General features: G+C 70.6%; 23 protein-coding genes. 20 read left to right on the top strand and 3 right to left on the bottom strand.

Annotated elements, in window-relative coordinates:
• The first annotated feature begins 56 nt into the window (after positions 1 to 56).
• Positions 57 to 959 carry an EamA family transporter gene (locus tag AB0H56_RS22180; RefSeq protein WP_357166332.1) on the top strand — a complete coding sequence of 301 codons (903 nt, stop codon included), beginning with the start codon at positions 57 to 59 and terminating at the stop codon, positions 957 to 959.
• Positions 960 to 964: 5 nt separating this feature from the next.
• On the opposite strand, the gene AB0H56_RS22175 is transcribed toward AB0H56_RS22180, so the two are convergent.
• The gene (locus AB0H56_RS22175) at positions 965 to 1,522 is read right to left on the bottom strand and encodes a helix-turn-helix domain-containing protein (RefSeq protein WP_357166329.1); all 558 of its coding nucleotides are present in this window, start codon (positions 1,520 to 1,522) and stop codon (positions 965 to 967) included.
• A gap of 94 nt (positions 1,523 to 1,616) precedes the next feature.
• On the opposite strand from AB0H56_RS22175, the gene AB0H56_RS22170 reads away from it, so the two are divergent.
• The 5 genes from AB0H56_RS22170 to AB0H56_RS22150 are packed head-to-tail and all read left to right on the top strand — an operon-like array spanning position 1,617 to position 4,954.
• On the top strand, positions 1,617 to 2,468 hold the full coding sequence (locus AB0H56_RS22170) for an SAM-dependent methyltransferase (RefSeq protein ID WP_357166326.1): 852 nt from the start codon (positions 1,617 to 1,619) through the stop codon (positions 2,466 to 2,468).
• A gap of 33 nt (positions 2,469 to 2,501) precedes the next feature.
• Positions 2,502 to 3,008, top strand: coding sequence for a VOC family protein (locus AB0H56_RS22165; protein ID WP_357166323.1), 507 nt, complete (start codon positions 2,502 to 2,504; stop codon positions 3,006 to 3,008).
• A gap of 29 nt (positions 3,009 to 3,037) precedes the next feature.
• Complete coding sequence (locus tag AB0H56_RS22160; RefSeq protein WP_357166320.1) at positions 3,038 to 3,850, top strand: MerR family transcriptional regulator; 813 nt, start codon at positions 3,038 to 3,040, stop codon at positions 3,848 to 3,850.
• Positions 3,834 to 4,790 carry a phosphotransferase gene (locus AB0H56_RS22155; RefSeq protein WP_357166317.1) on the top strand — a complete coding sequence of 319 codons (957 nt, stop codon included), beginning with the start codon at positions 3,834 to 3,836 and terminating at the stop codon, positions 4,788 to 4,790. The genes AB0H56_RS22160 and AB0H56_RS22155 overlap by 17 nt, the downstream gene beginning before the upstream one ends.
• Entirely contained in the window at positions 4,787 to 4,954 is a 168-nt protein-coding gene (locus tag AB0H56_RS22150) for a hypothetical protein (protein WP_357166314.1), read from the top strand. Before AB0H56_RS22155 ends, AB0H56_RS22150 begins: the two co-directional genes overlap by 4 nt.
• A 10-nt stretch (positions 4,955 to 4,964) precedes the next feature.
• Here the strand turns inward: AB0H56_RS22150 and AB0H56_RS22145 are convergent, their stop codons facing one another.
• A complete protein-coding gene (locus tag AB0H56_RS22145) occupies positions 4,965 to 5,783 on the bottom strand; it encodes an SDR family oxidoreductase (protein ID WP_357166311.1) in 819 nt (272 codons plus the stop codon).
• 258 nt (positions 5,784 to 6,041) lie between these two features.
• On the opposite strand from AB0H56_RS22145, the gene pyrR reads away from it, so the two are divergent.
• The 7 genes from pyrR (at position 6,042) to pyrF (ending at position 14,816) form a co-directional block, all read left to right on the top strand.
• A complete protein-coding gene (gene pyrR, locus AB0H56_RS22140; RefSeq protein ID WP_357166308.1) occupies positions 6,042 to 6,674 on the top strand; it encodes a bifunctional pyr operon transcriptional regulator/uracil phosphoribosyltransferase PyrR in 633 nt (210 codons plus the stop codon).
• Entirely contained in the window at positions 6,671 to 7,627 is a 957-nt protein-coding gene (locus AB0H56_RS22135; protein WP_357166305.1) for an aspartate carbamoyltransferase catalytic subunit, read from the top strand. Before pyrR ends, AB0H56_RS22135 begins: the two co-directional genes overlap by 4 nt.
• 71 nt (positions 7,628 to 7,698) lie before the next feature.
• Entirely contained in the window at positions 7,699 to 8,997 is a 1,299-nt protein-coding gene (locus tag AB0H56_RS22130) for a dihydroorotase (protein WP_357166303.1), read from the top strand.
• 12 nt (positions 8,998 to 9,009) lie between these two features.
• Complete coding sequence (locus tag AB0H56_RS22125; RefSeq protein WP_357166300.1) at positions 9,010 to 9,516, top strand: transporter; 507 nt, start codon at positions 9,010 to 9,012, stop codon at positions 9,514 to 9,516.
• Positions 9,513 to 10,628, top strand: a complete 1,116-nt coding sequence (gene carA / locus AB0H56_RS22120; protein ID WP_357166297.1) for a glutamine-hydrolyzing carbamoyl-phosphate synthase small subunit — start codon at positions 9,513 to 9,515, stop codon at positions 10,626 to 10,628. The genes AB0H56_RS22125 and carA overlap by 4 nt, the downstream gene beginning before the upstream one ends.
• On the top strand, positions 10,628 to 13,990 hold the full coding sequence (gene carB, locus AB0H56_RS22115) for a carbamoyl-phosphate synthase large subunit (protein ID WP_357166294.1): 3,363 nt from the start codon (positions 10,628 to 10,630) through the stop codon (positions 13,988 to 13,990). Before carA ends, carB begins: the two co-directional genes overlap by 1 nt.
• A gap of 1 nt (position 13,991) precedes the next feature.
• Positions 13,992 to 14,816: an orotidine-5'-phosphate decarboxylase gene (gene pyrF, locus AB0H56_RS22110; RefSeq protein WP_357166612.1), complete on the top strand. Its 825-nt coding sequence runs from the start codon at positions 13,992 to 13,994 to the stop codon at positions 14,814 to 14,816.
• A 109-nt stretch (positions 14,817 to 14,925) separates the two neighbouring features.
• Here the strand turns inward: pyrF and AB0H56_RS22105 are convergent, their stop codons facing one another.
• Positions 14,926 to 15,279: a DUF6463 family protein gene (locus AB0H56_RS22105; RefSeq protein ID WP_357166291.1), complete on the bottom strand. Its 354-nt coding sequence runs from the start codon at positions 15,277 to 15,279 to the stop codon at positions 14,926 to 14,928.
• A 30-nt stretch (positions 15,280 to 15,309) separates the two neighbouring features.
• Between AB0H56_RS22105 and AB0H56_RS22100 the strand changes: the two genes are divergently transcribed.
• From AB0H56_RS22100 to AB0H56_RS22070, 7 genes are all read left to right on the top strand, one after another.
• The gene (locus tag AB0H56_RS22100) at positions 15,310 to 15,900 is read left to right on the top strand and encodes a TetR/AcrR family transcriptional regulator (RefSeq protein ID WP_357166288.1); all 591 of its coding nucleotides are present in this window, start codon (positions 15,310 to 15,312) and stop codon (positions 15,898 to 15,900) included.
• Between the two features lie 348 nt (positions 15,901 to 16,248).
• Positions 16,249 to 16,569, top strand: coding sequence for an integration host factor, actinobacterial type (mihF, locus tag AB0H56_RS22095; RefSeq protein ID WP_043653536.1), 321 nt, complete (start codon positions 16,249 to 16,251; stop codon positions 16,567 to 16,569).
• 5 nt (positions 16,570 to 16,574) lie between these two features.
• Complete coding sequence (gene gmk, locus AB0H56_RS22090; RefSeq protein WP_357166285.1) at positions 16,575 to 17,159, top strand: guanylate kinase; 585 nt, start codon at positions 16,575 to 16,577, stop codon at positions 17,157 to 17,159.
• Positions 17,160 to 17,187: 28 nt separating this feature from the next.
• Positions 17,188 to 17,466 (top strand): DNA-directed RNA polymerase subunit omega, encoded by a 279-nt coding sequence (gene rpoZ, locus AB0H56_RS22085; protein WP_110035543.1) that lies wholly within the window; start codon positions 17,188 to 17,190, stop codon positions 17,464 to 17,466.
• A 28-nt stretch (positions 17,467 to 17,494) separates the two neighbouring features.
• Entirely contained in the window at positions 17,495 to 18,712 is a 1,218-nt protein-coding gene (gene coaBC / locus AB0H56_RS22080) for a bifunctional phosphopantothenoylcysteine decarboxylase/phosphopantothenate--cysteine ligase CoaBC (RefSeq protein WP_232999586.1), read from the top strand.
• A 232-nt stretch (positions 18,713 to 18,944) separates the two neighbouring features.
• Positions 18,945 to 20,156: a methionine adenosyltransferase gene (metK, locus tag AB0H56_RS22075; RefSeq protein WP_357166280.1), complete on the top strand. Its 1,212-nt coding sequence runs from the start codon at positions 18,945 to 18,947 to the stop codon at positions 20,154 to 20,156.
• Positions 20,157 to 20,170: 14 nt separating this feature from the next.
• Positions 20,171 to 22,477, top strand: a complete 2,307-nt coding sequence (locus tag AB0H56_RS22070; protein WP_357166278.1) for a primosomal protein N' — start codon at positions 20,171 to 20,173, stop codon at positions 22,475 to 22,477.
• The last annotated feature ends 98 nt before the right edge of the window (positions 22,478 to 22,575 follow it).

Below are 22,575 nucleotides of genomic sequence, written 5' to 3'. Positions count from 1 at the left end.
CGGGGTCTGGCGTTGAATTCCGGTATGAGTTGCGGGGTACTCCTGGGATGAATGTGATGTCGACATCTGGGCGGTCGCGCCGGGCCGTCCTTCCCGGCTGGTCCGTGCCGCTGGTGTTCGTCGTCGCGGCGACCTCCCAGTACGTCGGTGCCGCGCTGGGCGTGTTTCTGTTCGACACGACCGAACCGGCGACCGTCGCCTGGTTGCGCGCCGCGGCCGCCGGCGTAGCGCTGCTGGCCTGGCGACGGCCGTGGCGGAGCCGGTGGACGCGGCGGGGGATCGCGGTGGCGGCCGGATTCGGTGTGGTCACGGTGGCGATGAACATCGTGTTCTACGAGGCGATCGCGCGGATTCCGCTCGGCACCGCGGTCGCCATCGAATTCCTCGGCCCGGTGGCCGTCGCCACGCTCGGGTCGCGGCGGGTCCGAGATGTGGTGGCCGTGCTGCTCGTCGCCGTCGGTGTGGTGCTGCTGGCCGGGGTGCAGTTCGATGTCGAGCCCGTCGGGGTCGGCTTCGCGCTGGCCTCGGCTGTGCTGTGGGCCGGGTACATCATGGTCGGCAAGCGGGTCGCCGACGCGGGCGACGGCCAGGACTCCCTGGCCGTCGGGATGGCCGCCGCCGCGGTGCTGCTCGCGCCGTTCGTCCTCGTCCCGCAGGTGGCGATCGACGCGTCCGTCTTCGCCGATCCCCGCACCTGGCTGCTCGGGCTCGGTGTCGGCGTCCTGTCGAGCGCGATCCCGTACGCCCTGGACCAGGTGGTGCTCACGGCGATCGGCCGCGCCCGCTTCGCCCTGCTGCTGGCGCTGCTGCCCGCCACGGCGGCCGTCGTCGGCGCGATCGCGCTGAGCCAGCGACTGTCGGTCGCCGAACTCGCCGGGATCGCGCTGGTCATGCTCGCGCTCACCATCACCGCCCTGCCCACCCGCCAGACAGCACCGGAACCACCGGCGCCGCTGTAGTAGCCCTACCGGATCCGCGCGAGGATGTCGACGGCGATATCTGTCGCGGCCGAGTGCATCTCGTCGTCGGAGAGGTCGAGGTCGCCCATCATCGACAGGCTCCAGCTGATCGCCAGCAGCGCCTGCCTCGCGTGATAGACGTCCAGCGGCGCGTGCTCGGGCGCGGTCATGAGGTCCGCCAGGACCCGGAACTGATAGCGCAGGCCAGCCCCGAATCCGAGATCGCGGAAGGCGGGCTGGTTCTCGTGCCAGAAGCGCACCATGTCGCGACCGAGGCTGTGCAGCAGCATGCTGTAGCGATGCAGAATCTGTTCGGCCCGTTCGGGTCCCGGCGGGGCCTGCTCCGCCCAGCTGACGATGTCGTCGATACCGCGCCGCAGATCGTCGGACAGGCTGACGACGATGTCTTCCTTGGTGCGGAAGTGGTAGTACAGCGCGGCCTTGGTGACGCCGAGACGCTCGGCGATCTCACGCAACGAGGTCTTCTCGTAGCCGCGCTCGGAGAACAACTCCATCGCCACCGCGCGAATGCGTTCCCTGGTGTCGCTACGACGTCCGTCCACGTGATTCCTTTTGCTTGACGACCGGCTAGGGGAAGCCTACCGTCGGAGCACAGCCGAGATACCTAGCCGGTCGGCTAGTTAGTTGGGAGGGCTCATGACATACGCCCCCACCGAAGGGGTCGCGCTCACGGCGATCGGAGTCGCGCTGATCAGGGAGTGGGAATCCCGCAGACGGGATCGGCTCTACGACGACCCGCTGGCCGCCGCTTTCGTGGCCGCCGCGCGCCAGGACTTCACTCGCACCGCCGAGGGCGCGGCCCGCTGGGCCAGGGTGGAGTCGGTGGCCCAGCAGTTCTTCGCGGGCCGGTCGGTCGGTGTGCGGCTCGTCGACGACCGTGTGGCGGCGGCCGTCGCCGCGGGATGTCCCCAGATCGTGCTGCTCGGAGCGGGATTGGACACCCGCGCATTCCGGCTGGACCTGCCCGCCGACGTCACCGTCTTCGAGCTCGACCTGCCGGAACTCTTCGCCTTCAAGGAACCGGTGCTGCGCGCAGCGGGCGCCCGGCCGACGGCTCGTCGGCACGTCCTGCCGATCGATCTGCGCGCCGAGTGGGCGACCGCGTTGCGGGCGAAGGGTTTTCGTGCCGACCTACCGACCCGGTGGATCGATGAGGGCGCGCTCGGCTATCTGTCCGTCGCGGAGCATCACCGTGTCCTCGCCGACCTGACGGCACTGTCGGCGCCGCGCAGCCAGTTCGGCCTGAGCCGTTTCGCCGTCGACCACGCCGCCCGACCGTACGTCGAGCTACGTCGGCTGGTCGCCGGTGGCACCGAGGCAGGTGTGGTCGCGCGCGATGTCGAGCGGCCGGGCGAGCGGTGGCTCGCAGAGCACGGCTGGAGTACGGAGTTCGTGGCCTGGGACGACATGATCGCGCCGCTCGGCCGGGACGTCGCGGTGGGCGATCCCGACGTCGGGGTGGTGCTCGCGGTGCGGGGCCGCGCTTGACCCTGACGTAGCGTGAGGGCCCACGCTGCTCCCATGAACGCACTTCACCCCGCTTTCGAGATCAGTCCCGTTCCTGTTCCCGGCCCCGACGCCGTGGCGCCGGAGCCGTTCCGCGGCATCTACGGCATGCCGATGTTCGTCACCGTGCCGACCGCCGACCTCGCGGCTTCGTCGGATCTGTGGATCAACGGGCTCGGGTTCATCGAGTTGTTCGCCGCGCCCGGGCACGTGATCCATGTGCGCCGCTGGGCGTTTCAGGACGTCCTGTTGGTTCCGGGGGAGCGGCAGGCGCAGGCGCCCGCGATGACCGTCGGTTTCTCGTGTGTCCTGTACGAGCTCGAGACGATCGCGGCGGCCTGCGAGCGGGTGTCGCCGGGATGCACGACCGGTCCTCGGGTGATGCCCTGGAATTCGGTCGAGCTGGAGGTCCGCACGCCGGAGAACATCCGCGTGATCATGACCGCCGCGCGGCCCTACGATCCCGACAGCCCCGAGGCCGAGCACCTGCGGTCGATCGGGATCCAGGCGCCTGACCAGTGACGGCGATCGGGCACGGCACACTGGATGACGTGTCGGAACCGCTCACCGTCGGCGCCGCGGCGGAACTGCTCGGCGTGACGACGCGCACGCTGCACCACTGGGATGCGGTCGGGCTGGTGCACCCGTCCGACCGCACGCCCGCCGGCTACCGTCTCTACACCGCGGCCGACCTGGTGCGCGCCCAGCGCGTCACCGTCTACCGCGAACTCGGCGTTCCCCTCGACGAGATCGGCGCCCTGCTCGACGCGCCCACCGCCGACGCCCTCGCCACCCTGCGCCGCCAACACGACGACCTGCGCGCCAAGACCCGGCAGCTGCAACGGATGACCGCGGCGGTCGAACGGATGATCGCGGCGCGGGAGTCGGGACTGCTGCTCTCCGCCGACGACCAGGTCGCGATCTTCGGCGAGGACTGGCAGCCCACCTGGGTCGAGCAGGCCCGTGACCGGTGGGGTGACACGCCGCAGTGGGCCCAGTACGCCGAACACGCCGCCGCCCGATCCGCGCGGGACTGGCAGGCGATCACCGCCGCGACCGAGGCCCTGCACGCCGACCTCGGCGCCGCCGTCCGCGCGGGCGTCCGCCCCGGCTCACCCGAAGCCGACGCCCTCGCCGAACGCCACCGAGTCGGTATCGCCGCCCACTTCGACTGCACCCACACCATGCACGTCTGCCTCGGCCGCGGCTACCTCACAGACCCCGGCTACCGCGCCTTCTACGACGCCATCGCCCCCGGCCTCACCACCTGGCTCAGCGCCACCATCGACGCCAACGCCCGCGCCCACGGCATCGACCCCGACACCGCCACCTGGCCCACCCCACCTCATGACCCGTCACAGTGACGGCCGCCGGCCAGCCCCGCTCCCGCGTGCACCCGAGTGGTTACCGCGCTGGTGCGACGACAACCTGGGCGCCGAACCCACACGTCTGCTGTTCGCGACGCACAGCATCTCGGCGGTATACGGACTGCGGTTGACCGACCGGCGCGAAGTCGTCGTGAAGGCCAGGCCGGACGACGGTCGCGCGGCGCCCTGTGTCACCGCGCAAGCCGCTCTGGCCGCTCGCGGATTTCCCTGTGCCCGCCCGTTGACACCTGTCCTCCGGGAAGGGCATCTGGCCGTCCACGCGGAGGAATACAGGCCGGGCGGCGATCTCCTGCGCGGCGATTCCCCGGCGATCGCACGGCGCTACGCCACCGTGTTCGCACGCCTCGCAGGCGAGCTGGCTGAGCTGAAAGTCCCTGCGCCACTGCCGAACCCACGGTGGTCTCGCTGGGATCACCGCGACCCCGGCCTGTGGCCGGCGATACCGGAACTCGACGCCCGTGACCAGCGTGCGGTGCCCGACTTCGTCGTCGAGGCGGCCGCCCGTGCCCGCGCGCGGTTGCTCGCGGCCGACCTGCCGTGCGTCCTCGGCCACGCCGACTTCGAAGCGCAGAACCTCCGCTGGCACGGTGGCGACATCGGGGTCGTTCACGACTGGGACAGCCTCGCGTGGCAGCCCGAAGCCGCGCTCGCGGGAGCCGCGTCCGGATCTTTCGCGGGCGAATCACCCTCTACCTTGGCGCCGATCGAGAGCTCCGCCGCTTTCCTGACCGAGTACCAGAAGCTGCGCGGCCGGCGATTCAGTGTGGAGGAGTGCGAAGTCGCGTGGGCGGCCGGTGTGTGGCCCGCCGCGCACAACGCGCGCTGGGAGTACCTACACGGCGACGAACCGCTGTGCGGAAAGGGTCTCCGTGCCCAAGCCGCCGAACGCCTGCGCCGGGCGGGTGCCGGTAGGTGACGACGTGTGTCCTGCCGCTGGATCTCGCACGGCTCGAGGTCGACCCACGCGTGCACCGCTGTTGGCGTCTGCTCGGCGCTGTCAACGGCCGGCCCGAACAGCCGGACCCCGGCCCGGTGTTCACCTGGTTCGCGCGAGCCGCGCACGGCATGACGACAGCGTGAACACGCGCTCTCACCAGCGAGAACGACGGAATCCGCCTTCGGAGTCGAGCACCTGTCCGACGATCCAGCGGGCCTCGTCGGAGGCCAGCCAGGCGATCAGGCGGGCGGGGTCGTCGGGTGTGCCCGCCCGGCCGCGGGGGAAGGCGGCGTGGACGGCCTCGACGACGGCGAGGTCACGGTCGGCGGTGGCGGCGGAGAGGTAGCCCGTGTCGACGGGTCCCGGGTTGACGGTGTTGAGCAGGATGCCGCGCTCGATCAGTTCGTCGGCGACGGTGGGGGTGAGCCCTGCCAGCACCGATTTCGCCGCGGCGTAGGCGATTTCGCCGCGCATCGGGCCGAGGTGCTGGCCGGAGGTGAGCCAGAGGACGCGCCCGCGGTCGCGGACCGGGTCGGCATCGGCGCGATAGTGCCGGGCGAACGCCTGGGTGAGCAGCAGCACCGAGCGCGCGTCGACCGCCCAGTGGCCGTCGAGCATGTCGGCATCGATGTCGAGCAGGGAGCCGTCACCGCCGCTGCGCGCGTGGTTGGCGACCAGGATGTCGACCCGGCCGAACGCCGACATCGCCGCGTCGAGCACCCGCTCCGGGGCCTCGCGGTCCGCCAGGTCGACCGCGAGATCGGCCACCTCGGTGAACGCGGCGAGTTCCCGGCATAGTTCGTCGGTGTCCTCGGCGCCCCACGGCTGGTCCGCGTCGTGGGGCGCCCAGTGCGTGAGGAACAGCGACGTGCCCCGTTCGGCCAGCCGACGGGCGACCGCGTAGCCGATCCCCGCCCGGCGGCTCGCGCCCGTCACGATCGCCACCCGGCCGCTCAACCCCTGCGATTCCATAGCTGGATTGCACCCCGGAGGCTCGGCCGACCGCAAACGCTTATCGCCGGCCCCGCGTCCGCGGCCGGAAATCACTGTGATCACCACAGTTTCGCGCGGCGTGTGAGCGCAGCCGCACCACGGCAGGCCCCGCGCGGTCCGTGTCCGCGCTCACAGGTGGGCCTACCTGGTCAAAGAGGTGTCGTGACGCTGATAGGGTGGAGCGCGAGTTAGGCATCCTTTAACGGACCGTCCGGTGAGGCGGGGAAGGAGGTCGGCATGGCTGTGCCCGAACGGGCGGCCAAAACCGGCGCGGGCGAACAATCGCAGCGGCACACTCCGGAGTGGGTGGCAGCCGGCCGCGAACTGTTGTCGCCGTCGGACGTGCAACGCACCGTCGCGCGCATCGCGCATCAGATCATCGAGAAGACCGCCCTGGATTCCGGCGACGCCGACGCGCCACGCGTGGTCCTCATGGGCATCCCGACCCGCGGCACCACCCTGGCCAACCGGCTGGCCGCCAAGATCGAGGAATTCTCCGGCGTGCGCCCCGCACTGGGCTCGCTCGACATCACCCTCTACCGCGACGACCTGCGCAGCCGTCCGCACCGTCCGCTCGAGCGCACCTCGGTGCCCGACGGCGGCATCGAGAACGCGCTGGTCGTCCTCGTCGACGACGTGCTGTTCTCCGGCCGCACCGTGCGCTCGGCCCTCGACGGCCTGCGCGACCTCGGCCGCCCCCGCGCCGTGCAGCTGGCCGTGCTGATCGACCGCGGGCACCGCGAGCTGCCGATCCGCGCCGACTACGTCGGCAAGAACGTGCCGACCGCGCGCGCCGAGGACATCTCGGTCCTGCTCACCGAACACGACGGACACGACGGTGTGTACCTGCACCAGGAGGCGCAGCAGTGAAGCATTTGTTGACGGTCGCCGACCTGGACCGCGGCACCGCCACCGAACTCCTCGACGAGGCCGAGCGCTTCGAACAGGCCCTGCTCGGCCGCGAGGTGAAGAAGCTGCCCACGCTGCGCGGCCGCACAGTGATGACCGTGTTCTACGAGAACTCCACCCGCACCAGGGTGTCGTTCGAGGTCGCGGGCAAGTGGATGAGCGCCGACGTGATCAACGTGAGCGCCTCGAGTTCCTCGGTCTCCAAGGGCGAATCGCTGCGCGACACCGCGCTCACCCTGCACGCGGCGGGCGCCGACGCGCTCATCGTCCGGCACCCGGCCTCCGGCGCCGCGCACCAGATCGCGCGCTGGATGGAGCAGTGGGCGCGCGAGGAGAACCGCGCCGCCCCCTCGATCATCAACGCGGGCGACGGCACCCACCAGCACCCCACCCAGGCGCTGCTCGACGCGCTGACCCTGCGTCAGCGCCTCGGCGACATCGAGGGCAAGCGGATCGTGCTGGTCGGCGACATCCTGCACAGCCGGGTCGCGCGCTCGAACGTGTTCCTGCTCGACACCCTCGGTGCCGAGGTGGTGCTGGTCGCGCCGCGCACCCTGCTGCCGGTGGGCGTGGACAGCTGGCCCTGCCGGGTCGCGACCTCGCTCGACGCGGAACTGCCCGGCGCCGACGCGGTGATGATGCTGCGCGTGCAGGCCGAGCGGATGAACGGCGGCTTCTTCCCGTCGGCCCGCGAGTACTCGATCAACTACGGACTGTCCGAACGGCGGATGGGCCTGCTCGGCGACGACGCGGTGGTCCTGCACCCCGGTCCGATGCTGCGCGGCATGGAGATCGCCTCGGCGGTCGCCGATTCGCCGAAAGCGGCGGTCCTGCAACAGGTGACGAACGGAGTGCACATGCGAATGGCCGTGTTGTTCCGGCTGCTCGTCGGCACTCAGGAGGTGGCGGCGTGAGCGGTCAGCGGCCGGAGGCGGCAGCGCAGCGTCACCACGGAGGCCACCCGAGCACGCCAGAAGGAGACAGCGTGAGTGAGCTGCTGATCAAGAATGTCCGGCCCTACGGTGAGGGCGAGCCGGTGGACGTGCTGGTGCGCGGCACCGTCATCGCCGAGATCGCCGCGGGCATCGAGGCGCAGGCAGGCGCCGAGGTGATCGAGGGCGACGGCCAGATCCTGCTGCCCGGCTTCGTCGACCTGCACACCCACCTGCGCGAGCCCGGCCGCGAGGACACCGAGACCATCGAAACCGGCTCGGCCGCAGCCGCTCTCGGTGGCTACACCGCGGTGTTCGCGATGGCCAACACCAGCCCGGTCGCCGACTCGCACGTGATCACCGATCACGTGTGGCGGCGCGGCCAGGAGGTCGGCCTGGTCGACGTGTTCCCGGTCGGCGCGGTCACCGTCGGGCTCGAGGGCAAGCAGCTCGCCGAGATGGGCACCATGGCCGCTGGCGTGGGCCAGGTGCGGATGTTCTCCGACGACGGCCACTGCGTCTACGACCCGCTGATCATGCGCCGCGCCCTCGAATACGCGAACTCGCTCGGCGTGCTCATCGCCCAGCACGCGGAGGAGCCGCGCCTGACCAAGGGCGCCGTCGCGCACGAGGGCCCCAACGCCGCCCGCCTGGGTCTGGCCGGCTGGCCGCGCGCCGCCGAGGAGTCGATCGTCGCCCGCGACGCGCTGCTGGCCCGCGACGCGGGTGCCCGCGTACACATCTGTCACGCCTCCACCGCGGGCACCGTCGAACTGGTGAAATGGGCCAAGTCCCAGGGCATCTCGATCACCGCCGAGGTCACCCCGCACCACCTGCTGCTCGACGACTCGCGGCTGGAGACCTACGACGCGGTCAACAAGGTGAACCCGCCGCTGCGCGAATCCGCCGACGTGACCGCTCTGCGCCAGGCGCTGGCCGAGGGCGTCATCGACTGTGTCGCCACCGACCACGCCCCGCACGCCGAGCAGGACAAGTGCTGCGAATTCGCCGCCGCCCGCCCCGGCATGCTGGGGCTGGAGACCGCGCTGTCGATCATCGTGCAGACGATGGTCGCGCCCGGCCTGCTGGACTGGCGCGGGGTCGCGCGGGTGATGAGCGAGAAGCCCGCCGCGATCGTCGGCCTCGACGACCACGGCCGCCCGATCGCGGTCGGCGAGCCCGCCAACCTGACCCTGATCGACCCCGACGCCGAGTGGACGGTGCGCGGCGCCGAACTGGCGAGCATCTCGAACAACACACCGTTCGAGGACATGACGTTCCCGGCGCAGGTGTCAGCCACCGTGCTGCGCGGCCGGGTAACTGCCCGCGAGGGCAAGGCGGCCGGGATCTAGGAGGCCAGGAACGTGGAGAGAATTCTGTGGGTACTGGGATGTCTGGTCTTCTTCCTGGTGTGCCTGTGGCTGATGTACCGGGCCTGGCAGAAGAAGGCCGTGCGTCAGGCAGGGCGCATCGGTGAACTGCCGACGGTGCCCACCGAACTGGGCGCCCAGCTGCTGGAACCGACCACCGGCCTCTACCTGGGCAGCACCCTCGCGCCCAGCTGGCAGGACCGGATCGCGGTCGGTGACCTGGGATTCCGGGCGACCGCCGAACTGACGCGGTTCGAACGCGGAATCCTGCTCGAACGCGACGGGGCGACGCCGATCTGGATTCCGCAGGAATCCGTGACGGCCGTGCGCACCGAACGCGGACACGCGGGCAAAGTGATGACAGAGAATGGTGTGCTGGTAATTCGCTGGACACTGCCGACCGGAACCGAGATCGATACCGGATTCCGGGGCGACGACAAGACGGTGTACCCGGCATGGACCGCGGATGCGACCAGGGCGACGACGGGAGACGACGAATGACGAAGACAAAGGCAGCCCTCGTGCTGGAGGACGGCCGCGTGTTCCGCGGTACCGCCTTCGGCGCCGAGGGCCAGACCCTGGGCGAGGCGGTGTTCTGCACCGCGATGACCGGATACCAGGAGACCCTGACCGACCCCAGCTACGACCGCCAGATCGTGGTGGCCACCGCCCCGCAGATCGGCAACACGGGCTGGAACGACGAGGACGACGAGTCCGGCAAGATCTGGGTCGCCGGCTACGCCGTGCGCGACCCCTCGCCGATCTCGTCCAACTGGCGCGCCACCGGCACCCTGCAGGACCAGCTCGACAAGCAGAACGTGGTCGGCATCGCCGGCATCGACACCCGCGCGGTGGTGCGCCACCTGCGCACCCGCGGCTCGATGAAGGCGGGCATCTTCTCCGGTGCCGCTCTGGCCGCCGACGACGAGCTGCTGGCCCGGGTCAACGGCCAGCCCTCCATGCTCGGCGCGGATCTGGCCGAAGAGGTCAGCACCGACGGCATGTACACGATCGAGCCGGTCGGTGACCACCGCTTCACCGTCGTCGCGGTCGACCTCGGCATCAAGACCAACACCCCGCGCATGTTCGCCGAGCGCGGCGTGCGCACCCACGTGGTGCCGTCGAACACCTCCCTCGACGACATCCTGGCCCTGAACCCGAACGGCGTGTTCCTGTCGAACGGCCCCGGCGACCCGGCCACCCAGACCGGCGCGATCGCGCTGACCCAGGGTGTGCTCGAGCGCGGAATCCCGCTGTTCGGCATCTGCTTCGGCAACCAGATCCTGGGCCGGGCGCTGGGCCGTGACACCTACAAGATGAAGTTCGGCCACCGCGGCATCAACATCCCGGTCGTCGAGGCGGGCACCGGCCGCATCTCCATCACCGCGCAGAACCACGGCTTCGCCCTCGAGGGCGAGAAGGGCGAGGTGTTCGACACCCCCTTCGGCAAGGCCGAGGTCTCCCACATCTGCGCCAACGACGGCACCGTCGAGGGTGTGCGACTGATCGACGGTCGCGCCTTCTCGGTGCAGTACCACCCCGAGGCCGCCGCAGGCCCGCACGACGCCGCATACCTGTTCGACCGTTTCGCCGGTCTCATGGAAGGAGCCTGATGCCTCGCCGCGAGGATCTGAAGCACATCCTGGTGATCGGCTCTGGCCCGATCGTCATCGGCCAGGCGTGCGAATTCGACTACTCCGGTACCCAGGCGTGCCGGGTGCTGCGGTCCGAGGGACTGCGCGTGTCGCTGGTGAACTCCAACCCGGCGACGATCATGACCGACCCCGAGTTCGCCGACTCCACCTACGTGGAGCCGATCACCCCGGAGTTCGTCGAGAAGGTCATCGAGAAGGAGCGCCCCGACGCGATTCTCGCCACCCTCGGCGGGCAGACCGCGCTCAACACCGCGGTCGCGCTGCACGAGCGCGGGGTGCTGGAGAAGTACAACGTCGAGCTGATCGGCGCCGACTTCGACGCCATCCAGCGCGGTGAGGACCGGCAGAAGTTCAAGGACATCGTCGCCAAGGTCGGCGGCGAGAGCGCCCGCTCCAAGGTCTGTTACACCATGGACGAGGTCCGCGAGACCGTCGCCGAACTCGGCTTCCCGGTCGTCGTGCGCCCGTCGTTCACCATGGGCGGCCTCGGTTCTGGCATGGCCTACAACCACGAGGACCTCGACCGCATCGCCGGCGGCGGCCTGGCCGCCTCGCCGACCGCGAACGTCCTGATCGAGGAGTCCATCCTCGGCTGGAAGGAATACGAGCTCGAGCTCATGCGCGACGGCCGCGACAACGTGGTCATCGTCTGCTCCATCGAGAACGTCGACCCGATGGGCGTGCACACCGGCGACTCGATGACCGTGGCCCCGGCCATGACCCTCACCGACCGCGAGTACCAGAAGATGCGCGATCTCGGCATCGCCATCCTGCGCGAGGTCGGCGTCGACACCGGCGGCTGCAACATCCAGTTCGCGGTCGACCCGAAGGACGGCCGCCTGATCGTCATCGAGATGAACCCGCGCGTCTCGCGCTCCTCGGCGCTGGCGTCCAAGGCCACCGGCTTCCCGATCGCCAAGATCGCCGCCAAGCTGGCCATCGGCTACACCCTCGACGAGATCGTCAACGACATCACCAAGGAGACCCCGGCCTGCTTCGAGCCCACGCTCGACTACGTCGTGGTCAAGGCGCCGCGGTTCGCCTTCGAGAAGTTCCCCGGCGCCGACGGCACGCTCACCACCACCATGAAGTCCGTCGGTGAGGCCATGTCGCTGGGCCGCAACTTCACCGAGGCCCTCGGCAAGGTGCTGCGCTCGCTCGAGACCAAGGCCGCCAGTTTCTGGACTGCCGAGGACGGCGAGTGGGCCCCCGCCGACGCGAACGACCCCGCCTCCGTGCGCGAGGCGATCGAGGCCGTCCTCGCCGACCTGCGCGTGCCGATCGAGGGCCGCATCTACCAGGTCGAGCGGGCGCTGCGCTTCGGCGCGAGCGTCGAGGAGACCGCCGCCGCCTCCGGCATCGACCCCTGGTTCGTCGCCGAGGTCGCCGGGCTGGTCGCGCTGCGCCAGGAGATCCTGGACGCGCCCGTCCTCGACGAGGACCTGCTGCGCCAGGCCAAGCACTACGGCCTGTCCGACCGTCAGCTCGCCGCCCTGCGCCCCGAGCTCGCCGGCGAAGCGGGCGTGCGCTCCCTGCGCCACCGCCTCGGCGTGCGGCCGGTCTACAAGACCGTCGACACCTGCGCGGCCGAGTTCGAGGCCAAGACGCCGTACCACTACAGCTCCTACGAGCTGGATCCCGGCGCCGAGTCCGAGGTCGCGCCGCAGACCGAACGCGACAAGGTGATCATCCTCGGCTCGGGCCCCAACCGCATCGGTCAGGGCATCGAGTTCGACTACTCGTGCGTGCACGCCGCGCAGACGCTGTCGGCCGCTGGCTACGAGACCGTCATGGTCAACTGCAACCCCGAGACCGTGTCGACCGACTACGACACCGCCGACCGCCTCTACTTCGAGCCGCTCACCTTCGAGGACGTCCTCGAGGTGTACCACGCGGAATCGGAGTCGGGCACCGTCGCCGGGGTCATCGTGCAGCTCGGCGGCCAGACCCCGCTGAGCCTGGCGCAGCGGCTCACCGACGCGGGCGTTCCGGTGGTCGGCACCTCCGCGGCCGCCATCGACCTGGCCGAGGACCGCGGCGAGTTCGGTGACGTGCTCGTCGCGGCCGGGCTGCCCGCGCCCAAGTACGGCACCGCCACCACCGTCGAGCAGGCGAAGAAGATCGCCGCCGAGATCGGCTACCCGGTGCTGGTCCGCCCGTCCTACGTGCTGGGCGGTCGCGGCATGGAGATCGTCTACGACGAGACCTCGCTCGAGGGCTACATCTCCCGCGCCACCGAACTCAACCCGGAACACCCGGTGCTGGTCGACCGCTTCCTGGAAGACGCCATCGAGATCGACGTCGACGCCCTGTGCGACGGCGAGGAGGTCTTCCTCGGCGGCGTCATGGAGCACATCGAGGAAGCCGGCATCCACTCCGGTGACTCCGCCTGCGCGCTGCCCCCGATCACCCTGGGCCGCAGCGACATCGAGGCCGTGCGCCGCTCCACCATCGCCCTGGCCAAGGGCATCGGCGTGAAGGGCCTGCTCAACGTGCAGTACGCCCTCAAGGACGACGTGCTCTACGTGCTCGAGGCCAACCCGCGCGCCAGCCGCACGGTCCCGTTCGTCTCCAAGGCGACCGCGGTGCCGCTGGCCAAGGCCTGCGCCCGGGTGATGCTCGGCGCCTCCATCGCCGACCTGCGCAAGGAAGGCATGCTGCCCCCCGAGGGCGACGGCGGCCACGTCCCGCTGGACGCGCCGGTCGCGGTGAAGGAAGCCGTGCTGCCCTTCCATCGGTTCCGCCGCGCCGACGGCTCCGGCATCGACTCGCTGCTCTCGCCGGAGATGAAGTCCACCGGTGAGGTCATGGGCATCGACGCCGATTTCGGCACCGCCTTCGCCAAGAGCCAGGCCGCCGCCTACGGCTCGCTGCCGACCGAGGGCACCGTGTTCGTCTCCGTCGCCAACCGTGACAAGCGCGCCATGGTGTTCCCGATCAAGCGCCTGCACGACCTGGGCTTCCGCATCCTCGCCACCGCGGGCACCGCGGAGACGCTGCGCCGCAACGGCATTCCGTGCGAGCAGGTGCGCAAGCACTCCGACCCGGAGGCCACCGACCCGGCCACCGGCATGCCGGAGGCCTCGATCGTCGAGCAGATCCGCGACGGCGAGATCGACATCGTGTTCAACACCCCCTACGGCAACTCGGGCCCCCGCGTGGACGGCTACGAGATCCGCACCGCCGCGGTGGGCGCGAACATCCCGTGCATCACCACGGTGCAGGGCGCGGCCGCGGCCGTGCAGGGCATCGAAGCCGGCATCAACGGCGGCATCGGGGTGCGGTCCCTGCAGGAACTGCACTCGGTGCTGCGTGGCTGACATGCACAGCTTCGGTCATCGGTTGCGGCACGCCATGCGGCAGTTCGGGCCGCTCTGCGTCGGCATCGACCCCCACCCCGGGCTGCTCCGGGCGTGGGGGCTCACCGAGGACGTCGACGGGCTCGAGGCGTTCGCCGAGATCTGCGTCGAGGCCTTCGACGGCCGGGTCGCCCTGGTCAAACCGCAGGTCGCGTTCTTCGAGACCTACGGCTCCGGCGGCCTCGCGGTGCTCGAACGCACGATCGAAGTGCTGCGTGCCTCGGGCACCCTGGTGCTGGCCGACGCCAAGCGCGGCGACATCGGTTCCACCATGGACGCCTACGCCAACGCCTGGCTCGGCGACGGGCCGCTCGGCTCGGACGCCGTGACGGTCTCGCCCTACCTCGGTTTCGGGTCACTCGACCCGGCGCTGAGCCTGGCGCAGGCCAATCATCGCGGCGTGTTCGTCCTCGCGGCGACCTCGAATCCCGAAGGGGCGCAACTGCAGCGGATCACCGCCGCGGACGGGCGCACGATCGCGCAGACGATGGTCGACGAGGCCGCGGCCCGCAACGCCGGGCACGGCTTCGGTTCCGTCGGCGTCGTCGTCGGCGCGACGCTCACCGAGGCGCCCGATCTGTCGAACCTCAACGGGCCCATCCTGATGCCCGGTGTCGGCGCGCAGGGCGGGGGAGCGGACTCCATCCGCGCCCTGGTCCCCGCGGCGAATCTGGCGGCCGTGGTGCCCAATGTCTCGCGCGAGGTCCTCGGCGCGGGCCCGTCGGTGACGGCCCTGTGCGACAAGACCGCGCGCCTGCAGGAGGAGTTCGCCTTCCTCCAGGCCTGACAACCCGATCCGACGGAGCCGCCGGTGCGACGCACACCGGCGGCTCCGTCGTCGTGCCCGGACCCGGCCGTGCGTGGGCCTCGACGGCTCCACCGCGCGGGTGTCCCGGTCAGGCGCCGGTGGGCTCCGGCACGCCCGCCCGTGCCCGCCACCAGCCCAGTGCTCCGACGCCGAGGGGCACCAAGAGGGTGAGGAACCCCGACACCGGCATGTAGGCCAATCCGGCACCGGTCGTGACGGCCAGGGCGGCCAGCACCGGAACCGGCACGAAGCCACGCGCCCGTTCCAGTTCGATCATGGCGAGCCCGAGCCCCACCCCGATCACCCCGAACAGGGTGAACCAGAACGACAGCTCGGAGGCCTGGTCGCCGCGCAGCCAATCCGCGACACCCAGGGCGGTGTGGACCCCGGCGATGAACACCACCGCGGACCCGGCCAGCGGGAATCTAGTTCTTGAATTCATATTCATAAACTGTGCCACTAGGCTGAGCCGGTGGCAAGACCCCGTCTCTTCACCGACGATCAGGTGCTCGACGCGGCACGCGACCTCCTCGCCGATCCGGCGATCACCCGCCCGGCGATCACCGCCGTCGGCAAGGCCGCGGGCGTGCACACGGGGTCGATCTATGTGCGCTTCGCCTCACGTGACGAACTCCTCGCACGGCTGTGGTTGCGCTCGATCCAGCGGTTCCACGTCGGCTTGCTCGACGCGCTGGCAGGCCCGTCGCCGCTGCTGGCCGCGGCGACCTATCTGCCGCGCTACTGCCGCGAGCATCCGACCGAGGCCAGGGCGATGAAGATGTTCCACCGCGAGGAGCTGCTCGAGGTGGGGCCAGAGGAGCTGCGGACTGCGATCGCCACCGTGAACGACGCCATGAACGCCGCGCTGCTGACGGCGGTGGTGACCGAATTCGGCACCGCGGACGACCACGCGACCGCCGTCGCCGAGGTCGCCGTGAAGGCCATTCCGTACGGCCTCGTGCGCGACTACATCGCCCGCGCGGCCCCGATTCCGGACTGGATCGACGAGGTCACCGCGACCGCCACCGGCGCGGTTCTGGACCGGTTCCGTTCCCGATCTTGACGACACGCGGTACGAATTCGCGCGACACGCGGGGAAATTCGGGAAACCCCCTGGTCGCGACGCGCCCGGTTTGCGGGGTCGGCCACGGCCGGTCGCGCTACCCGGTGGCTAACATCGCCCATATCGGTAAAACCGCAGGTGGGGATGCATTTTTAGGATTCGGCGGTACGATCGGTGCGGAGGAATCGGTGGTCACCGCATCGGGCCCGCGCGCCCCATACGGCATCCGTATTCGTGCCCTGACCTGGGGGTCGGGTTCGCAATCGGCGCGCACCGTGGGTACGGTCGCACAGACCGTCCGGGTAACCGGCGGTAGATCTAGCAATGAACGATGAGACGGAGGAACCCGTGGCCCTTCCCCAGCTGACTGACGAGCAGCGCGCCGCTGCTCTGGAGAAGGCGGCTGCCGCTCGCCGCGCTCGGGCAGAGCTCAAGGAGCGCCTGAAGCGTGGTGGCACCAACCTGAAGCAGGTCCTCACCGACGCCGAGTCCGACGAGATTCTCGGCAAGATGAAGGTGTCGGCGCTGCTCGAGGCTCTGCCGAAGGTGGGCAAGGTCAAGGCTGCCGAGATCATGACCGAGCTGGAGATCGCCCCCACCCGGCGGCTCCGTGGCCTGGGCGACCGTCAGCGCAAGGCGCTGCTGGCTCGCTTCGACTTCGACGCCTGATTCAGGTGGTCGAACACACGCGGAAGGGTCGGCTGGTTGTACTGGTCGGCCCCTCGGCCGTGGGTAAGTCCACGGTCGTGCGGTGCGTGCGGGAACGCCTGCCCGAACTGGTTTTCAGCGTGTCCGCGACGACCCGGGCCCCCCGGCCCGGGGAAGTCGACGGCCGTGACTACCGTTTCGTTTCCCGAGCCGACTTCGACGCCATGATCGCGGCGGACGAACTGCTCGAATGGGCGGACATCCATGGGGGGCTGCAGCGCTCTGGCACCCCCGCGGCCCCGGTGCGGGAAGCGCTGGCGGCCGGACACCACGTGTTGCTCGAGGTCGACCTGGCCGGCGCGCGCTCGGTGCGGAAGGCGATGCCGGAGGCACTGCTGGTGTTCCTCGCCCCGCCCAGCTGGGAGGAACTGGTCTCGCGCCTGCGTTCGCGCGGCACCGAGACACCCGAGGTGATCGAGCGCCGACTCGAGACCGCCCGGGTCGAATTGGCGGCCTGTGACGAGTTCGACACGGTCATCGTGAACAGCGAGGTGACGACCGCCTGCGAGCAGTTGGTATCGTTGTTCGTTAGCACAAATTCGAGTTCTTGACCCACTAACCCCGCAGGAGCCTCCCCTAGTGAGTACGGACATCGCAGCCGCGCCCGCGTACGACACCCCGATCGGCCTGACCAACCCGCCGATCGACGAGCTGCTCGAGCGCACGTCGTCCAAGTACGCCCTGGTGATCTACGCGGCCAAGCGCGCGCGTCAGATCAACGACTACTACAACCAGCTCGGCGACGGCATCCTGGAGTACGTCGGCCCGCTCGTCGAGCCCGGCCTGCAGGAGAAGCCGCTGTCGGTCGCCATGCGTGAAATCCACTCCGACCTGCTCGAACACACCGAGGGCGAGTGACAATCTCTTTTCCGGAGGCGTAGAGACCATGCGGATCGTCGTCGGGGTCGGCGGGGGCATCGCCGCCTACAAGGCGTGTGCCCTCGTTCGCCGGTTCACCGAGACCGGCCACCAGGTGCGGGTGATTCCCACCGAGTCGGCTCTGCAGTTCGTCGGTAAGGCGACCTTCGAGGCGCTGTCGGGACAGCCGGTCAACACCGGCGTGTTCGCCGACGTGCCCGAGGTGCCGCATGTCCGGATCGGCCAGGAGGCCGATCTCGTGGTCATCGCCCCCGCCACCGCGGATCTGATGGCGCGCGCCGCGCAGGGGCGCGCCGACGATCTGCTCACCGCCACCTTGCTGACGGCCCGATGTCCGGTGCTGTTCGCGCCCGCGATGCACACCGAGATGTGGGAGCATCCGGCGACGGTGGCCAATGTCGCGACGCTGCGCGCGCACGGCGCCAATGTCATGGAGCCCGCGTCGGGCCGGCTCACCGGCACCGACACCGGTCCGGGCCGCCTGCCCGAGCCGGAGGAGATCTTCGGACTGGCCTCGCTGCTGCTCGAGCGCGCCGACGCGCTGCCCCGCGACCTGACCGGTCGCCGCCTGGTGATCACCGCCGGCGGTACCAGGGAGCCCCTTGACCCGGTCCGTTTCCTCGGCAATCGCAGCTCCGGCAAGCAGGGCTACGCCCTGGCCAGGGTCGCCGCCCAGCGTGGCGCCCAGGTGACCCTCATCGCGGGCAACACCATCGAACTCGCGCCCCCCGCGGCTGTCGAACTCGTCCACATCACCACCGCCGACCAGCTCAAGACCGCGGTCGACAAGCACGCGCTCGGCGCCGACGCGGTGATCATGGCGGCAGCGGTGGCCGACTTCCGGCCCACTCACGTCGCGGCGGCGAAGATCAAGAAGGGCGTGGACGAGCCCGACGTGATCCCGTTGACCAAGAACGAGGACATCCTCGCCGGCCTGGTCGACGCCCGCACCGACGGCAGGCTCGCCGGTACCGCGATCGTCGGCTTCGCCGCCGAGACCGGGGACGAGAACGGTGACGTGCTCACCCACGCCCGCGCCAAGCTGGCCCGCAAGGGCTGCGACCTGCTCGTGGTCAACGCGGTCGGGGAGGGCAAGGCCTTCGAGGTCGACACCAACGACGGCTGGTTGCTCGGGGCCGACGGCACCGAACAGGCCCTCGACCACGGGTCGAAGGCGCTGCTGGCCAGCCGGGTGCTCGACGCGCTCGTGCCGCTGTTGCGCTGACGGGTTCGCACGAGAATTGTTGTGCGGCAACGATTTGCCGCGCAGTCTAGTGCGAACGGATGAGATCGGTGGGCGGGTTCGCCGGTTCGGTGAACAGTCCGGGTCAGTCTGTGTGCACTCCGCCACCTCGTCGGTGGTTTGGAATAGTCTGGATAGAAGGGTTGTGCGGTGGCCCCCGAGAGCTACCGTCACAAGCCGACACGAGTAACCCGTTGAGGGAGAGGGAATAACTGTGCGTACGACAGGTAGTCGGCTATTCACCAGTGAGTCCGTAACCGAAGGTCATCCGGACAAGATCTGTGACGCGATCAGCGATTCCATCCTCGACGCCTTGCTCGCGGAGGATCCGAGCAGCCGGGTCGCGGTGGAAACCCTGGTGACCACGGGTCAGGTCCATGTGGCGGGCGAGGTCACCACGTCGGCCTACGCCGACATCCCGCGGATCGTGCGGGAAAAGGTGCTCGAGATCGGATACGACTCCTCCGCAAAGGGATTCGACGGCAACTCCTGCGGTGTCAACATCGCGATCGGTGCCCAGTCGCCCGATATCGCGCAGGGCGTCGACACCTCGCACGAGGCTCGCGTCGGCGGCTCCGACGACGCGATCGAGCGTCAGGGCGCCGGTGACCAGGGCCTGATGTTCGGGTACGCGACCACCGATACCCCGGAGCTGATGCCGCTGCCGATCGCGCTCGCGCACCGGCTCTCGCGCAAGCTCACCGAGGTGCGCAAGTCCGGCGTGCTGCCGTACCTGCGGCCCGACGGCAAGACCCAGGTCACCATCGAATACGACGGTGACAAGCCGGTCCGCCTGGACACGGTCGTCATCTCCACCCAGCACGCGGCCGACATCGACCTGGACAACCTGCTCGCGCCCGACATCCGCGCGAAGGTCGTCGACGCCGTCATCGGTGACCTGGAGCTGCCCTCGCTGGACACCTCCGACATCCGCCTGCTGGTGAACCCCACCGGCAAGTTCGTGCTCGGCGGCCCGATGGGCGACGCGGGCCTGACCGGCCGCAAGATCATCGTCGACACCTACGGCGGCATGGCCCGCCACGGCGGCGGCGCCTTCTCCGGCAAGGACCCGTCGAAGGTGGACCGCTCGGCCGCCTACGCCATGCGCTGGGTCGCCAAGAACGTCGTGGCCGCCGGTCTGGCGGAGCGGGTCGAGGTGCAGGTCGCGTACGCGATCGGCAAGGCGGCTCCGGTCGGCCTGTTCGTCGAGACGTTTGGCACGGAGAAGGTTGACCCGACCCGCATCTCCACCGCCATCTCCGAGGTCTTCGACCTGCGTCCGGGCGCGATCATCCGCGACCTGGACCTGCTGCGCCCGATCTACGCGCCGACCGCGGCCTACGGCCACTTCGGCCGCACCGACGTCGACCTGCCCTGGGAGCACACGGACCGCGCGGACAAGCTGCGCGCGGCCGTCGGCCTGTAGTTCCCACGGCCCGCGTGGCAGCGGACGAGACACAGACAGCAGCGGGACACCCGATCGCTCGGGTGCTCCCGCTGCTGTCGCCTGCGCACCTCGACCGCGATTTCGACTATCTCGTCCCGCCCGAGCTGGACGAGATCGCGCAGCCGGGTGTGCGGGTCCGTGTCCGGTTCGCGGGCCGCCTCGTCGACGGCTACCTGCTCGAACGGCTCCCGCGCACCGACCACACCGGCAAGATGATGACGCTGGAACGGGTCGTCTCCGCCGAGCGGGTCCTGACCCCCGAGATCCTGCGCCTGGCGACCACGGTGGCCGCCCGCTACGCGGGCACCCGCGCCGACGTCCTCCGCCTGGCCATCCCGCCGCGCCACGCCCGCACCGAGAACGGCCCGGCCACGCCCCGGCGATCCCGTTCCGGGTCGACGAAGTCCGCCGTGGCGGTGCCGGCCGAACGTGACTCCTCTGACGAAACGGGTACGGACGGAACGGCTTTCGACGTCGTCGCGGACGAATCCTCGGAAGTGGCTCCGCCCGCCGGGACGGACGAGTCGACGTCGGAGCCCGCTGTGCCGGAAGGGCCGGGGACGGCCGTCTCCGGCTCGGCCACGTCGGCGCCGGTGGCAGTCGAGGCGGCCGGTGAGAGCACGGCAGCTCCCGGCCCGGCGCGGGGTGACGCGGAGGTCGGCGAGACCACGGAAGGTGATACCGCGCCAGGCCCCGCGGTCGAGGTCGATGCGTCGGCCTGGGGGCGGTATGCGCACGGCGGGGCATTCGTCGCGGCGTTGCGGGCGGGGCGCGGACCGCGCGCGGCGTGGCAGGCGCTGCCGGGGGAGGACTGGGCGGCGCGGTTGGCCGAGCTCGCGGCGACCGTGGTGGCGGGTGGGCGCGGGGTGGTGCTCATGGTGCCGGACCAGCGCGACCTGGATCGGCTGCTGACGGAATGTGTTCGGCTGGTGGGGGATTCGGCGGTCGGACTGTCGGCAGGGCTGGGGCCCGCCGCGCGGTACCGGCGGTGGCTGTCGGTGTTGCGTGGGCAGGCGCGGATCGTGGTCGGCACCAGGGCCGCGGTGTTCGCGCCGGTGCGCGATCTCGGGCTGATCGCCCTCTGGGACGACGGCGACGACACCTATGCCGAGCCGAGGGCGCCGTATCCGCATGCCCGCGAGGTCGCCATGCTGCGCGCCCACGAGACCGGCGCCGCCTTCGTCGCGGCCGGTTTCGCGCGCACGGCCGAGATCCAGGCAGTGGTCGAATCCGGCTGGGCGCGTGATCTTCTCGCCGAGCGGCAGGTCCTGCGCGAGGTGATGCCGCGGATCAGCGCCCCCGGCGACACCGACTTCGCGTTGGAGCGCGATGCCCTGGCCCGCTCGGTGCGGATGCCCGGTGTGGCGTTCGCGGCCGCGCGCGCGGCGCTGCGCGAGAACGCGGCGGTGCTCGTGCAGGTGCCACGGCGCGGGTACGTCCCGTCGCTGGCGTGCGCGAAGTGCCGCACCCCGGCGCGCTGCAGACACTGCCACGGGCCGCTGGCGCTGCCGCAGTCGAACACCGGGGAGGCCGCGAGCCCGCAGTGCAAGTGGTGCGGCATCACCGAGGCCGCCTATCGCTGTCAGGCGTGTGGTGCCCGCGCGCTGCGGGCGACCGTCATCGGCGCGGCCCGCACCGCGGAGGAACTCGGCCGCGCCTTCCCCGGCGTCCCGATCCGTGGCTCCGGCGGCGGGGAGGTGCTCGACGTGGTCGAACCGGGCGCGCAGGTGGTGGTCGCCACCGTCGGCGCCGAACCCCTCGTGCGTGGCGGGTACGGGGTGGCGCTGCTGCTCGACGGCTGGGCTCTGCTCGGCCGCGCCGATCTGCGCGCCACCGAGGACACCCTGCGCCGCTGGATGGGCGCGGCGGCGCTGGTCCGGCCGCGCGGCCAGGTGATCGTGATGGCCGAGCCGTCGCTGCCGACGGTCCAGGCGCTGGTGCGCTGGGACCCGGTCCACCACGCCGCCGCCGAACTCGAAGCCCGCGCCGAGGTCGGTTTTCCGCCTGCTGTCCGGCTGGCCGCCATCGACGGCACGCCCGCCGCCATCGCCGAATTGCTCGATGTCGCACAGCTTCCCGATCACGTGGAAGTTCTCGGCCCGGTCCCGCTGCCCCCGACGGCCCGCAAACCGTTCTCCGGTGCCGAGGAACCCGCCGAGGTCGAACGCATGCTCCTGCGGGTCGGTCGCTCCGCGGGAGCGCCGCTGGCCCGCGCTCTCACCGCCGCCCGCGCCGTGCGCAGTTCCCACCGCTCCGACGCACCCCTGCGCGTCCAGATCGATCCGGTCGACATCGGCTGACGCACAGTGTGATCCGACGGTACGCCTTGCCCGCGACGTTGCGGTTCGGCGTGCGGCCGATGGCGTGGACGGCCCGTCAGCGAGCTGATTGTTACGTG

Origin of the sequence: Nocardia sp. NPDC050717 (assembly GCF_040654275.1) — a bacterium.
Lineage (GTDB): Bacteria > Actinomycetota > Actinomycetes > Mycobacteriales > Mycobacteriaceae > Nocardia.
The sequence above is the reverse complement of the archived record's forward strand: the minus strand, read 5'-3'. Positions and strand labels throughout refer to the sequence as shown.